General features: G+C 70.0%; 13 protein-coding genes. 4 read left to right on the plus strand and 9 right to left on the minus strand.

Annotation, left to right across the window (positions count from 1 at the left end; genetic code table 11):
• Both AB0H86_RS36185 and trpS read left to right on the plus strand, forming a co-directional pair.
• Positions 1 to 181 (plus strand): hypothetical protein (locus AB0H86_RS36185; protein ID WP_362448915.1); only part of this gene is annotated, 181 nt, incomplete at its 5' end.
• Between the two features lie 439 nt (positions 182 to 620).
• Positions 621 to 1,646, plus strand: coding sequence for a tryptophan--tRNA ligase (trpS, locus tag AB0H86_RS36190; protein WP_362449159.1), 1,026 nt, complete (start codon positions 621 to 623; stop codon positions 1,644 to 1,646).
• A gap of 58 nt (positions 1,647 to 1,704) precedes the next feature.
• On the opposite strand, the gene proC is transcribed toward trpS, so the two are convergent.
• The 3 genes from proC to AB0H86_RS36205 form a co-directional block, all read right to left on the minus strand.
• A complete protein-coding gene (gene proC / locus AB0H86_RS36195) occupies positions 1,705 to 2,517 on the minus strand; it encodes a pyrroline-5-carboxylate reductase (protein WP_362448917.1) in 813 nt (270 codons plus the stop codon).
• A gap of 138 nt (positions 2,518 to 2,655) precedes the next feature.
• On the minus strand, positions 2,656 to 3,468 hold the full coding sequence (locus AB0H86_RS36200) for an ABC transporter permease (protein WP_362448919.1): 813 nt from the start codon (positions 3,466 to 3,468) through the stop codon (positions 2,656 to 2,658).
• Positions 3,465 to 4,253, minus strand: a complete 789-nt coding sequence (locus AB0H86_RS36205; RefSeq protein WP_362448921.1) for an ABC transporter ATP-binding protein — start codon at positions 4,251 to 4,253, stop codon at positions 3,465 to 3,467. The genes AB0H86_RS36200 and AB0H86_RS36205 overlap by 4 nt, the downstream gene beginning before the upstream one ends.
• Positions 4,254 to 4,529: 276 nt before the next feature.
• On the opposite strand from AB0H86_RS36205, the gene AB0H86_RS36210 reads away from it, so the two are divergent.
• Positions 4,530 to 5,978, plus strand: coding sequence for a SulP family inorganic anion transporter (locus AB0H86_RS36210; RefSeq protein WP_362448923.1), 1,449 nt, complete (start codon positions 4,530 to 4,532; stop codon positions 5,976 to 5,978).
• A 40-nt stretch (positions 5,979 to 6,018) separates the two neighbouring features.
• Here AB0H86_RS36210 and AB0H86_RS36215 read toward each other — a convergent pair whose 3' ends face one another.
• The 3 genes from AB0H86_RS36215 to AB0H86_RS36225 form a co-directional block, all read right to left on the minus strand.
• Complete coding sequence (locus tag AB0H86_RS36215) at positions 6,019 to 6,783, minus strand: class I SAM-dependent methyltransferase (RefSeq protein WP_362448925.1); 765 nt, start codon at positions 6,781 to 6,783, stop codon at positions 6,019 to 6,021.
• Between the two features lie 62 nt (positions 6,784 to 6,845).
• Positions 6,846 to 7,346, minus strand: coding sequence for an EamA/RhaT family transporter (locus tag AB0H86_RS36220; protein ID WP_362448927.1), 501 nt, complete (start codon positions 7,344 to 7,346; stop codon positions 6,846 to 6,848).
• A gap of 108 nt (positions 7,347 to 7,454) precedes the next feature.
• Positions 7,455 to 7,778 (minus strand): SH3 domain-containing protein, encoded by a 324-nt coding sequence (locus AB0H86_RS36225; RefSeq protein WP_362448929.1) that lies wholly within the window; start codon positions 7,776 to 7,778, stop codon positions 7,455 to 7,457.
• 182 nt (positions 7,779 to 7,960) lie between these two features.
• Here AB0H86_RS36225 and AB0H86_RS36230 point away from each other — a divergent pair, with 182 nt between their 5' ends.
• A complete protein-coding gene (locus tag AB0H86_RS36230; RefSeq protein WP_362448931.1) occupies positions 7,961 to 10,084 on the plus strand; it encodes a serine/threonine-protein kinase in 2,124 nt (707 codons plus the stop codon).
• 101 nt (positions 10,085 to 10,185) lie between these two features.
• Here AB0H86_RS36230 and ilvD read toward each other — a convergent pair whose 3' ends face one another.
• The 3 genes from ilvD to AB0H86_RS36245 form a co-directional block, all read right to left on the minus strand.
• Positions 10,186 to 12,039, minus strand: coding sequence for a dihydroxy-acid dehydratase (gene ilvD / locus AB0H86_RS36235; protein WP_362448933.1), 1,854 nt, complete (start codon positions 12,037 to 12,039; stop codon positions 10,186 to 10,188).
• A gap of 224 nt (positions 12,040 to 12,263) precedes the next feature.
• Entirely contained in the window at positions 12,264 to 12,899 is a 636-nt protein-coding gene (locus AB0H86_RS36240) for a TetR family transcriptional regulator (RefSeq protein WP_362448935.1), read from the minus strand.
• Positions 12,896 to 13,726 (minus strand): sugar phosphate isomerase/epimerase, encoded by an 831-nt coding sequence (locus tag AB0H86_RS36245; protein ID WP_362448937.1) that lies wholly within the window; start codon positions 13,724 to 13,726, stop codon positions 12,896 to 12,898. Before AB0H86_RS36245 ends, AB0H86_RS36240 begins: the two co-directional genes overlap by 4 nt.
• Between the last annotated feature and the right edge of the window lie 79 nt (positions 13,727 to 13,805).

The following is a 13,805-nucleotide window of genomic DNA, read 5'->3' on the forward strand; positions in this document are numbered from 1 at the left end:
CTTCGGTCTTGCGTTTCCGACTCTATCAGATCTTTTTCTCGATCCGATTTCCTCGGCGCTTTCCAGGTTCCCGCTTCCGCGTTTCCCTTTCCGGCGGTTCCGACTCTATCAGATCCTTTCGGCCCTGATCCCCGGTCAGCGGGGGTTGTCTTCGCGGCTGTTGGGCCGTTCCGACGAGTGAGACTTTAGCGGATTCCCTGCTCCCGACGCTAATCGGGGGCTGCGTCCTTTCGAACACGGATTCCTCATTCGCAAATACCCATGCCAATGACACGACAACAGAACGACTGGTCGTCGTGTGTTGGTTGGTCTTGCGAAATGGCTGTCCGGGGACCGACCGGGGTCGGCGCTCACGTCGGACAACTCGGAGAACACTACGTACGGGGTCGGGGTGTGTCAACTTCAGTCCTGACGGGGCTTCGGAGGCGTAGTCTGGGCCGCATGACTACGCGTACGTGTGCCCAGCTGTGGCGGGCCGCCTGACGGCGGCCGTTCTCACGTATGCACTCGACGGCCGCCGCTTCGGCGGCCGTTTCTGTATCTCCCTCCAGCACTCCAGAGGGGCAGCCGGCCGGCTGAGGCGGTGGGCCCGACCAGGAGGAGAGGGAGAGATGACAGAGGTGGCACGGGTATTCAGCGGGATCAAGCCGACCGGGCATCTGACGCTGGGGAACTACCTGGGAGCCATGCGGCGGTGGACAGCGGTCGATCAGCACCAGGCCGACGCGCTGTTCTGCATCGTCGATCTGCACGCGCTGACCGTGGATCACGATCCGGCGCGGGTAAGACGACTGAGTCGGCAGGCGGCGACGCTGCTGTTGGCGACGGGGCTCGATCCCGAGCTGTGCACCGTGTTCGTACAGAGTCATGTGGATGAGCACGCGCGGCTGTCGTATGTGCTGGAGTGCGTGGCCACGGACGGCGAGATGCGGCGGATGATCCAGTACAAGGAGAAGGCCGCGCGGGAGCGGCAGCGGGGCGGGAGTGTGCGACTGTCGTTGCTGACGTATCCCGTGCTGATGGCGGCGGACATCCTGGCGTACGGGAGTGACGAGGTGCCGGTCGGGGACGATCAGGCGCAGCATGTGGAGCTGGCCCGGGATCTGGCGGTGCGGTTCAACCAGCGGTACGGGCGCACGTTCGTGGTGCCTCGGGCGACGTCTCCGGGGGTGGCGGCTCGGGTGATGAATCTGCAGGAGCCGACGGCGAAGATGGGGAAGAGCGATGACTCCGGGCCGGGGATCGTCTATCTGCTCGACGAGCCGGACGTGGTGCGGAAGAAGGTCATGCGGGCGGTGACCGACAGTGGGCGGGATGTCGTCTACGACCGGGAGGCGCGGCCGGGGCTCGCCAACCTGCTGGAGATTCTCGCCGGCTGCACGGGTGGGAACCCATCGGACCTGAGCGGTGTATATGAGTCGTACGGCGCCTTGAAGAAGGACACCGCGGAGGCCGTGGTCGAGGTCCTCAGGCCCGTGCAGGACAGGCACAGGGAGCTGTGCGCGGATCCTGGCTTTGTGGAGGGGGTGCTGCGGGATGGCGCGGAGAGAGCGCGGGCGATGGCGCGGCCTACCGTGGATGCCGCTTATCGCGCGATCGGGTTGCTGCCGGCCTCATCCGATAGCGGGGTGAGCGCGGCTCGGTAGGCGTGCGGTGCCGCCCCCGGAGGGTTCCTGAGGCTGGGGGCGGCAGGGCTTCAGGGCGTCAGCCGTTGTTGCCGGATGCCAGTGCGCGGCTGCGGTCGCGGGCGGCTTCGAGGGCGGCGATGAGGGCGGCTCGTACGCCGTGGTTCTCGAGTTCGCGGATGGCGTTGATGGTCGTGCCCGCGGGGGAGGTGACGTTCTCGCGGAGCTTGACCGGATGTTCGCCGCTGTCGCGAAGCATGGTCGCGGCGCCGATCGCGGACTGGACGATCAGGTCGTGGGCCTTGTCGCGGGGCAGGCCGAGGAGGATGCCGGCGTCCGTCATGGCTTCGACCAGGTAGAAGAAGTACGCCGGGCCGGAGCCGGAGAGGGCGGTGCAGGCGTCCTGCTGGGACTCGGGGACGCGGAGCGTCTTGCCTACGGCGCCGAAGATCTCCTCGGTGTGCGCGAGGTGGTCGGCGGTGGCGTGGGTGCCGGCGGAGATGACGGACATGGCCTCGTCGACCAGGGCGGGCGTGTTCGTCATGACGCGGACGACAGGGGTGCCGGTGGCGAGGCGCTCCTCGAAGAAGGAGGTGGGGATACCGGCCGCGCCGCTGATGATCAGTCGGTCGGCGGGGACATGCGGGGTGAGCTCGTCGAGGAGGGTGCCCATGTCCTGCGGTTTGACCGTGAGGATCAGGGTGTCGGCCGACTTGGCGGCTTCCGGGTTGGTGACCGGGGTGACTCCGTGGCGGGTGCGGAGTTCTTCGGCTCGCTCGGGGCGGCGGGCGGTGACCAGGAGGTCGGCCGGGGCCCAGCCGGCGCGGATCATTCCGCTGAGCAGGGCTTCGCCGATCTTGCCGGTGCCGAGGACTGCGACTTTCTGGGTCATGGCTGGGGTGCCCTCCGGGGGGTGTGTCGTCCGGTTTCATCCTCGCATCGGGGGGATGGACGCGGCTCGGGTGTCCGGTGGGCGGGATGTCGGGGATCAGGTGGACGAGTGATCGTGTCCGGCTGCGGCTGCGGCGCGTCACGCCGTCCGGCGTCGTAGCGTCGCCGCGCCCAGGCCCAGTACCAGCAGCGCGCATCCCGCCACGATCAGGGCGTCTCGTACGAAGGCGGCTGTCATGTCCGTGTGGGTGAGGACCTCGTTCATGCCGTCGACCGCGTAGGACATGGGGAGGACGTCGGAGATGGCCTCCAGGACCGGATGCATGTTGTCGCGAGGGGTGAAGAGGCCGCAGAGGAGGAGTTGGGGGAAGATCACCGCCGGCATGAACTGGACCGCCTGGAACTCCGAGGCCGCGAAGGCCGAGACGAAGAGGCCGAGGGCGGTGCCGAGCAGGGCGTCGAGGAGGGCGACGAGGAGCAGGAGCCAGGGGCTGCCGGTGACGTCCAGGTCGAGGAGCCAGAGCGCGAGGCCCGTCGCGAGGGCGGACTGGATGATCGCGAGGGCGCCGAAGGCGAGGGCGTAGCCGGCGATGAGGTCTCCCTTGCCGAGGGGCATGGCGAGGAGGCGTTCGAGGGTGCCGGAGGTGCGTTCGCGCAGGGTGGCGATGGAGGTGACCAGGAACATCGTGATCAGGGGGAAGATCCCGAGGAGGGAGGCGCCGATGCTGTCGAAGGTGCGCGGGCTGCCGTCGAAGACATAGCGCAGCAGGAACAGCATCACGCAGGGGATGAGGATCATCATCGCGATGGTGCGCGGGTCGTGGCCGAGTTGGCGCAGGACGCGGGCCGCGGTGGCGGTGGTTCGGGAGGCGTTCAGGGCGCGGGGCGGAGCGGGCGTCGCCGTCGAGCGCGGAGTGTCCGTCGTGTTCGTGCCCGTCGTGTTCGTGCTCATCGTGCGGTCTCCTTGGTGCGGCCGGCTGCGATCGCCTCGTCGACCAGATGCAGGAACGCCGCCTCTACCGTCTCGGAGTGGGTGCGGGTGCGCAGGGCGTCGGGGGTGTCGTCGGCGAGGATCTCGCCCTCGCGCATCAGCAGGAGGCGGTGGCAGCGCTCGGCCTCGTCCATGACGTGGGAGGAGATCAACAGGCTCGCGCCTCGCTGCGTCGCGATGTCGTGGAAGAGGTTCCACAGGTCGCGGCGGAGGACGGGGTCCAGGCCGACGGTCGGTTCGTCGAGGACCAGGAGTTCTGGGGCGCCGAGGAGGGCGACGGCCAGGGAGACGCGGCTGCGTTGGCCGCCGGAGAGGTTGCCGGCGAGGGCGTCGGCGTGGGTGGTCAGATCCACGTCGGCGATGGCTCGGGTGACGTTCTCGTGGCGGCGGTCGGTGGCGGCGCGGCCCGGGGCGAGGATCGCGGCGAAGTAGTCGAGGTTCTGGCGGACGGTCAGGTCGTCGTAGACGGAGGGAGCTTGAGTGACGTAGCCGATGCGGGTGCGGAGGGCTGGGTGGCCGGCTGGGGCGCCGAGGACGTCGAGAGTGCCGGTGACCTTGGCCTGGGTGCCGACGATCGCGCGCATCAACGTCGACTTTCCGCATCCCGACGGCCCGAGCAGACCGGTGATCTGGCCTCGCGGGACGGTGAAGTCGAGGCCACGCAGGACCGTGCGGGCGCCTCGGACGACGGTGAGTCCTTGGGCGCGGACGGCGGGTGCGTCGAGGGTGTCGGGTGCATAATTCATCACTCGATGAATAATCCTCCTGGGGGTGGGCTCCGTCAAGCGGGGTGCGTGGGGTGGCGCAGGCGCATAGGGGCGTGATCGGAGTCGGGCGTTCCGGTCTGTGCGCCTCAGGACGCATCGAACGTCACGGTGAACCCGGTGCGCGATCAACTCGCCTTCCCGACAATGGATTTCAGTGTGACGTCATATGCCGTTCCACGTGTGTCAGCCGTGCCCTCCCCCGGTGCGGCGGCCCACGCATCTCCCTTTCCGTTCCTCAGCGGAGGTGCTGTTCTGATGCGCTGTCGCGTAGGCAAGGCCGATCTGTTCGCGTCCCTCGTCGTGTTTCTCGTGGCGTTGCCCCTGTGTGTGGGGATCGCCATCGCTTCCGGTGTTCCCGCCGAGCTGGGTCTGCTCACCGGGCTCGTCGGCGGATTGGTCGCCGGCGCCCTGCCCGGCAGCAGTCTGCAGGTCAGTGGGCCGGCGGCCGGGCTGACCGTGCTCGTGTACGAAGCAGTGCAGAGGTACGGCGTCGAGGCACTCGGGGTGCTGGTGCTCGGGGCCGGGCTGGTGCAGTTGGGGCTCGGGCTGTTGCGGCTCGGGCGGTGGTTCCGGGCCGTGTCCGCGGCCGTCGTGCAGGGGATGCTCGCCGGGATCGGGCTCGTGCTGGTCGCCGCTCAGGTGTACGCGCTGGGGGACGCCGCGGCACCCGCGAGCGGGCTCGGGAAGATCGCCGGGTTGGTGTCGCTGCCGGGGCGGGTGGATCCGGTGGCGTTGTCAGTGGGGGCTGCCACTATGGGCGTATTGCTCCTGTGGCCTCGGTGGCGGCGGGGGGCGCGGGTGGTGCCCGCGCCGCTGGTGGCGGTGGTGCTGGCGGCCCTGGTGACCGGGGTGTTCGACCTGGATGTGCGGCGGGTCGAGGTGCGGGGGCTGGTCGATGCGGTGCGGGTCCCGGAGGGGGCGGATTTCGGGCGGCTGATGGAAGTGGGGGTGATCGGGACCGTCGTGGCGTTCGCGTTGATCGCGTCGGCTGAGTCGTTGTTCAGCGCGGCGGCGGTGGACCGGCTGCATACGGGGGCGCGGACCGACTACGACCGTGAGTTGATCGCGCAGGGCACGGGGAACGCGGTGTGCGGGGTGCTCGGTGGGCTGCCGATGACCGCGGTGATCGTGCGGAGCGCGGCGAATGTACAGGCGGGGGCTCGGACGAAGGCCTCGCGGGTGCTGCACGGGGTGTGGCTGCTGGTGTTCACGGTGGTGGTGCCCGGGGCGCTGGGGGTGATTCCGGTCGCGGCGCTGGCCGGGTTGCTGGTGCACGCGGGGTGCAAGCTCGTGCCGGTGCGGGAGGTGCGGGTGTGGTGGCGCGGGCATCGCGGAGAGGTGGCCGTGCTGGGGGTGACGGCCGTGGCGATTGTGGTCGGGAATCTGTTTGAGGGGGTTTTGGTGGGGCTGGCGTTGGCGGTGGCGAAGACCGCGTGGGACATCAGCCATGTGCACGTCGAGACCGAGGACCGCGGGGATGCGGGGCTCGTCGTACGGGTGCTGGGGCATGCGACGTTCCTGCGGTTGCCGAAGCTGCTGGACGCGTTGGAGGCGTTGCCGCGGGACCGGGAGGTGCGGCTGGAGCTGGGCGGGCTACGGCATATCGACCACGCGTGTGCGGCCGCCCTGGAGGGGTGGGCCACGGGGCGGGGGCAGGAGGCAGCGGTCAGCGGCCGGTTGGCGAGCGGGAGTGCGGCGGCGTAGAGCCGGCTGGTGGGGCGGGGTGGTGGCGGTCGAGGGAGGGTCAGGGGGTGGTGGCGAGGAGCAGGATGACGTCGTAGACCTCTTCGACGCATCCGTCCGGGAAGGTGCGCAGCAGGTGCTTTCGCTCCTCGGCGAGGAAGGCGGCGCTCGTCTCTTCGCCGTGGACCAGGAAGATCGAGTGGCTGCCGAGGTTGGCGAGGTGGGTGTCCACCGGTATGCGTCGGCTCCAGCGGACCACGCGGTCGGTGAAGTCGAGGCTGCCGGTGGGGTCCGCTTGGCGGGCGTCGACGTTGCGCTTCTCGGCGGCGACGTTCACGCCGAAGAAGCGCTCGGTGCGGTCGGCGGCCTCGGCGATCCACGACACGTCGAGGGCGTCCGTGTTCCACCACAGGGCGAGCGCGCCGCCCGGGCGCAGTACCCGGACGGCTTCCGGGACGGCTTGGGCGGGGTCGGTCCAGTGCCAGGCCTGGGCGTAGGTGACGAAGTCGACGGAAGCGGTGGTCAGGGGGAGGGTGTTGCCGTCGCCCCGGACGATCGGGATGTCGGGGCGGGCGCGGCGGAACTGGGCCGCCATGCCGTCACCGGGTTCCACGGCGATCACGTCGGCGCCGCGGGCGTGCATAAGAGCGGTCGCTATCCCGGTACCGGCGCCGATGTCGGCGACACGGGCGCCGCGGAGGGGATGGCCGGCGAGGTCCTCGATCGCGTCGAAGAGGGCGGGCGGGTAGGCCGGGCGGTTGGCGGCGTACTGGGCTGCGGCGGAGTTGAAGGAGTGGGCGCGAGTGGCACGGTGGGAGGCCGTCATGGGGACCATGGTGGCGGGGGTCGGTGCGAGGCGCGGCGAGTTTTCGGTGAGAGACGAGGGGGCTACGCGCGGCGGCGCTTCTTGGATGGGTTGCGGGTGCGGCGGGAGGTGCGCTTCTCGTGTTGTTGGAGCGCGGCCTCGTACTCCTCGCGGTGGAGTCTCTCGCCGGGGGCCTCGGTGAGGGACCGGAAGAAGTAGGCGAGGAGCGAGCCGACGAAGCCGATGGCCAGGAGGCCGCGGAGGGAGGCCTGGCGGTCGAGGTCGGGACGTTTGCCGAAGCCGTCCCAGGTCTGGCGGAAGGCCAGCGCGCTGCAGATGGCGAACATCGCGACGACCAGGACGGCCACGAAGCTGCCGGTGTCGGCGATCTGGAGGCCCTCGAAGGCGAAGCGGAGGACGAGGCAGGAGGCGACCGCGGCGGCGAGTGAGCCGACGGCTGCCGCTATGCGGCGGGGCGTGTAGCCGTTGTCGTGGTTCAGCCAGGTGGTGCCGAAGAAGCGGAGGGGTTCGGGGCGGGGACCGCCTTCGGAGCCCGCGGGTGCGGTGCCGTGTTCGTCGCTCACCCGTCGATTATGGCGCGGTGCCGTGCCGCGGGCTCCGGAGGGATCAGGCAGCCGTCCGGCCTTCGTCTCAGGAGAACCATGGGGCTCTCCTGAGACAGGGCGGGATCGTCAGAAGGAACAGCGCGGACGGACGTAGCCGTCGCTGCCTGTGTTCACATAGGCGTCCGAGACGAACTCTCCGTCGTCGATGCTGTCCCAGATGTTCGATGAGCCGTACGGACCCGCCACGTTGGTGCCCGGCGTCTGGCAGAAGATCGGGACCTTCGCACCCTCGGGCAGAACGCGGACGAGTGTGTAGCCGGTGCCAGGGCCGCTGCGGACGTTGAGACGGACGCCCGGTGCGACCGAGTAGTAGGTCACCGCAGTGGCCGCCGTGGTGACGGCTTCCGCCACGCCGCCGCTCTCCACCTTTTCGACACGGTCGACAGACATATGAGACCTCCCCCGTTGAGCCCCATGAGTGCCATGGGGTCCCGTTGATTCCCCCGAATCACGCTATGAAACACATGTACGCAACTCGTACGCGGAGGCTAGCAAGCCTCCTCCGTCTCGTACGAGTCATCGACTAGGCTCCGTGCGTCGCGCGCGCGGACGAACAGCACGGGGGTGGTTCCATGGCGCCGCAGCACAACATCGGAGCGGGCGCGGAAGCGGAACTTCCCGAGTACGCCGGTCACTACCGGCTGGATTCACGTCTGGGCTCCGGCGGCATGGGCGTGGTGCACCTGGCCCGGAGTACCTCCGGGATGAAGGTCGCGGTGAAGGTGGTGCACGCCCGGTTCGCCAAGGACCCTGAGTTCAGGGGGAGGTTCAGGCAGGAGGTGGCGGCCGCGCGGCGGGTGAGCGGTGCCTTCACCGCGTCTGTCGTCGACGCCGATCCGGAGGCCGAACGGCCTTGGATGGCCACGCTGTTCATCCCCGGACCGACGCTGTCCGACCATGTGAAGCGGAATGGCCCCATGGGGCCCTACCAGTTGCGCCGGCTGATGGCCGGTCTCGCCGAGGCCCTGCGTGACATCCATCGGGTCGGAGTCGTGCACCGGGACCTGAAGCCCAGCAACGTGTTGCTCGCGGAGGACGGACCGAAGGTCATCGACTTCGGTATCTCTCGGCCGAAGGACAGCGAACTGCGCACCGAGACGGGCAAGTTGATCGGAACTCCGCCCTTCATGGCACCCGAGCAGTTCCGTCGGCCGCGCGAGGTCGGACCCGCCGCCGACGTCTTCGCCCTCGGTTCCGTGCTGGTGCACGCGGCCACCGGACGCGGGCCGTTCGACTCCGACAGCCCGTACGTCGTCGCCTACCAGGTCGTACACGACGAGCCCGACCTGACCGACGTACCGGAGAACCTCGCTCCGCTCATCGTGCGGTGTCTCGCCAAGGAGCCCGAGGAACGGCCGACGCCCGACGAGTTGATGCGCGAGCTGCGGTCGGTGGCGGCCTCGTACGACACGCAGGTGTTCATTCCGGAGCAGCGGACGAGCGATACGCCCGAGCCGGAGCCTCGGACCGAGGAGCCGGGGCAGGGGCAGGGGTCGGGCCCGGGATCGGGGCCGGCCCGCAAGCGACGCCTGGGCAAGCGGGCGGCAGTCGGAGCCGGCGCTCTCGGTCTGCTCACGGTCGTCTCACTGCTCTCGCTCCAGCTGCTCGGCGGTGAGACGGCGGCACCGAAGAGCGGTCCGCCTCGGACGACGGCAGCCGCGTTCCGCGCCTGGGCGGCGACGCCGACGCACACGCAGGGCACGCCCCAGTGTTCCTACGGCGCGGGGAAGTTGCTCTGCGCCCAGACCGGGCTGGTCTTCGCCCTCGACCCGTCCGACGGTCGGTTGGTGTGGCGGCACTCCGTCGCCGAGACACGCAGGAGCGGACCGCCGGTCGTGGCAGGTGGCCTCGTCCAGCCTTCGTTGGATCAGGGCCGACTCCTGGAGGGGCTCGATCCGGCCTCGGGCAAAGCCCGTTGGCAGCGGAAGATGCCCGCGTACAGCGGGCTGGAGAGCGCCGGGGGCATGCTGCTGGTCACCGGCGCCGACGGCCGGGTCACCGGGGTCGACGGTGCTTCGGGCGGCACGAAGTGGAGCGGGCGGATACCGGGGCACGAGGCGCCGACCTTCGTCTCGTTCAGCGGGGATCCGCTGGCGTACGCGACGAGCGCCTCGGCGGACGGGGCGAGCACGCGGGTCACCGCGGTGGATCCGGGCACGGGTGAGGTGCGGTGGGACGCACGGCTGCAAGGGTCGTTGAAGCCGGTCGGTTCGGCGGACGGGGCGGTCTTCTTCGTTTCCGTCGACCAGGTGTACGGGCGCGCGGAGGCCGTGGTCCGCTACTCGCCGGACAGCAGCAGTTCACGGCGGGTGCCGCTGTCCGTCCCGGTCGAACAGGCCCACGTCACCGTGCACGGGGACATCGTCCACCTGATGGGCACCGGTGGTTCGCTGGTGGCCGTCGACATGGACGCGCGCAAGCAGCGGTGGTCCTTGGAGACGGCGGTGTCCCGGGGCTCCGCTCCGGTGGCCGACGGCCGGCATGTCTATTTCACGGCCCCTGACGGTCGGTTGCTCGCCGTGGACGCCCGCGACGGCACTCTGCTCGGGCAGACGTCCCCGCGGCTGGGTACGACCAACTCGGGCCAGGTCGCGGCCGGTCTGCCCGAACCCGTGGTCGCCGACGACCACGTCTACGCCAGTTCCCCCGACGGCACCGTCTTCGCCGTCGACGGGCGTGATCCGGCGGCCTGGTAGCAGACGAAAGGGGCCGCCTTCGGAGAATCCGAAGGCGGCCCCTTCGTATACCGGGAACCAGTACCAGTACCAGTAGCCAGGACCGGTAGAACCGGGACCGCTCAGCCCAGCTTGCTGACGTCTCGTACGGCGCCCTTGTCCGCGCTGGTGGCCATCGCCGCGTATGCCCGCAGAGCCGCCGAGACCTTGCGCTCGCGGTTCTTCGGGGCGTAGACGCCGCCCAGTGCCTGCTCGCGGCGGGTCAGTTCGGCCTGGTCCACCAGCAGCTCGATGGTGCGGTTCGGGATGTCGATGCGGATGCGGTCGCCGTCCTCGACCAGGGCGATCGTGCCGCCGGAGGCCGCCTCCGGGGACGCGTGGCCGATGGACAGGCCGGACGTGCCGCCGGAGAAGCGGCCGTCGGTGATCAGGGCGCAGGTCTTGCCGAGGCCGCGGCCCTTGAGGAAGGACGTCGGGTAGAGCATCTCCTGCATGCCGGGGCCGCCCTTGGGGCCCTCGTAGCGGATGACGACGACATCGCCGTGCGTGATCTGCTTGTTGAGGATCTTCTCGACGGCCTCTTCCTGCGACTCGCAGACGACCGCCGGGCCCTCGAAGGTCCAGATGGACTCGTCGACGCCGGCCGTCTTCACCACGCAGCCGTCGACCGCCAGGTTGCCCTTGAGGACCGCCAGGCCGCCGTCCTTGGAGTAGGCGTGCTCGGCGGAGCGGATGCAGCCGCCCTCGGCGTCCTCGTCCAGGGCCTCCCAGCGCTCGGACTGGGAGAAGGCCTCGGCGGAGCGCACGCAGCCGGGCGCCGCGTGCCACAGTTCCAGGGCTTCGGGGGACGGCGAGCCGGCGCGGACGTCCCACGTCTTGAGCCAGTCCGACAGGGTCGGGCTGTGGACGGAGTGCACGTCCTCGTTGAGCAGGCCGGCGCGGTGCAGTTCGCCGAGGAGGGCGGGGATGCCGCCGGCGCGGTGCACGTCCTCCATGTAGTACGTGCGGTCCTTGGCGACGTTCGGAGCGACCTTGGCGAGGCAGGGCACCCGGCGCGAGACCGCGTTGATCTCGTCGAGGCCGAAGGGGACATCCGCCTCCTGGGCCGCCGCCAGCAGGTGCAGGATCGTGTTGGTCGAGCCGCCCATGGCGATGTCCAGGGCCATCGCGTTCTCGAAGGCCGCGATGGTGGCGATGTTGCGGGGCAGGACCGTCTCGTCGTCCTGCTCGTAGTAGCGGCGGGTGATGTCCATCACCGTGCGCCCCGCGTCCTGGTACAGCGCCTTGCGGGCCGTGTGCGTGGCGAGGACCGAGCCGTTGCCGGGGAGGGAGAGACCGATGGCCTCGGTCAGGCAGTTCATCGAGTTGGCGGTGAACATGCCGGAACAGCTGCCGCAGGTCGGACAGGCGTTCTCCTCGATACGGAGGATGTCCTCGTCCGAGATCTTGTCGTTCACGGCGTCGGAGATCGCGTCGACCAGGTCGAGCGTACGGACCGTGCCGTCGACCAGGGTGGCGCGGCCGGACTCCATCGGGCCGCCGGAGACGAAGACCGTCGGGATGTTCAGGCGCAGGGCCGCGTTCAGCATGCCCGGGGTGATCTTGTCGCAGTTGGAGATGCAGATCAGGGCGTCGGCGCAGTGGGCCTCGACCATGTACTCGACCGAGTCCGCGATGAGGTCGCGGGAGGGGAGGCTGTAGAGCATTCCTCCGTGGCCCATCGCGATGCCGTCGTCCACCGCGATGGTGTTGAACTCGCGCGGGATGCCGCCGGCCTCGACGATCGCCTCGCTGACGATCCGGCCGACCGGCTGCAGGTGGGTGTGGCCCGGGACGAACTCGGTGAAACTGTTCGCGACCGCGATGATCGGCTTGCGGCCGATGTCCGCACCGGGTACACCGGAGGCGCGCATAAGGGCGCGTGCGCCCGCCATGTTGCGGCCGTGGGTGACTGTGCGGGACCTCAGCTCGGGCATCGTCACTCGCTCCTTCAGACAGGTATGGCTGCTATTGAGCGTACGCCGGTCATCCAGGGGTCGGGACGAGGTGTCCGGAATACGGGATGGCTGTCTCGGGGTCATCGAGATCATCGGACGTCCGGGCCGCCGTCCGGGCCGCCGGATCAGGGGGCGACCGGGGTCGCCGGGATCGCCGGTCCCAGGCGGGCCGCCGGCGGGCCGCCGCTTCGCGAGGCAGGCGATCAGTCGCCGGTCAGATGCCCCTGCACCACCGGTGCCACCCGCGCGACGATCTGCTCCACGTCCGCCGACGCCAGCGGCTCCACCTTGATCACGTAGCGCAGCATCGCCGTACCGACCAGCTGTGCCGCCGCCAGCTCGGCACGCAGTTCGGCGTCGGGCAGGTCCAGCTGAGCGGCGACGCGACGCAGCAGCTGGGAGGCGACCAGGCGGCGGAGGACGGCGGCCGCGGTCTCGTTGTTCACGGCCGAGCGGACGATCGCCAGCAGCGGCGTACGGGTGGTCGGGTTCTCCCAGATGCCGAGGACGAAACGGGTCAGACGCTCGCCGACCCCGTCGAGCGGACCGTCGGCGACCGCGTCCGAGGCGTTCAGGGCGGGCGCGAAGGCGACCGTGATCGCCGCCTCGAAGACCTGCTCCTTGGTGCCGAAGTAGTGGTGGACCAGGGCCGCGTCGACCCCGGCGGCCTTGGCGATCCCGCGTACCGACGCCTTGTCGTAGCCCCGCTCGGAGAACTCCGCGCGGGCCGCGGTCAGGATGCGGTCGCGGGTGTCCGCCGATTCCGTACGAGGGGGGCGGCCCCGCTTGCGAGCGGTGACGTCGCCCGTCGCCGGGGCGTCTTCGCCGCGCGGACTCATCGTCGGGGCACCTTCACGGTGGAGGCCAGGTGCAGCCGTGCGAAGGCCAGCGCCTCGGCGAGGTCGGCCTCGCGCTCGGCGCCGGACATGGCGCGGCGGGTGTTGACCTCGATGACGACATGGCCGTCGAAGCCGGTCAGGGCGAGGCGTTCCAGCAGCTCGGCGCAGGGCTGGGTGCCGCGGCCGGGGACCAGGTGCTCGTCCTTCGCGGAACCCCTGCCGTCGGCGAGGTGGACGTGGCCGAGGCGGTCGCCCATGCGGTCGACCATCTGGATCGCGTCCGAGCGGGCCGTCGAGGTGTGGCTGAGGTCGATCGTGAAGTGCCGGTAGTCGTCCTTCGTCACGTCCCAGTCGGGCGCGTAGGCGAGCATCTCGCGGTCGCGGTAGCGCCAGGGGTACATGTTCTCGACGGCGAACCGTACGTCCGTCTCGTTCGCCATGCGCCAGATCCCGGTGACGAAGTCGCGGGCGTACTGGCGCTGCCAGCGGAACGGCGGGTGCACGACGACCGTGCTCGCACCGAGCTTCTCGGCGGCGGCGCGGGCGCGCTGGAGCTTGACCCAGGGGTCGGTGGACCAGACGCGCTGCGTGATGAGCAGGCAGGGTGCGTGCACCGCGAGGATCGGGACGCCGTGGTAGTCGCTGAGTCTGCGCAGCGCCTGGACGTCCTGACTGACGGGGTCGGTCCACACCATGACCTCGACGCCGTCGTAGCCGAGGCGTGCGGCGATCTCGAAGGCCGTCGCCGTCGACTCCGGGTAGACGGAGGCCGTCGAGAGGGCGACCTTCGCATCCGGGATACGGACTACGTCCCTTGGTTCAGCCACCGGGACAGCCTAAGGGGTGCGGTTGGGTGGGTGCGGGGTGCCTGTTCGCCGGTGTGGTGTTCGCCACGGGCAAGGGCGG

This window comes from Streptomyces sp. NPDC050997 (genome assembly GCF_040660135.1).
Classification (GTDB): Bacteria; Actinomycetota; Actinomycetes; order Streptomycetales; family Streptomycetaceae; genus Streptomyces.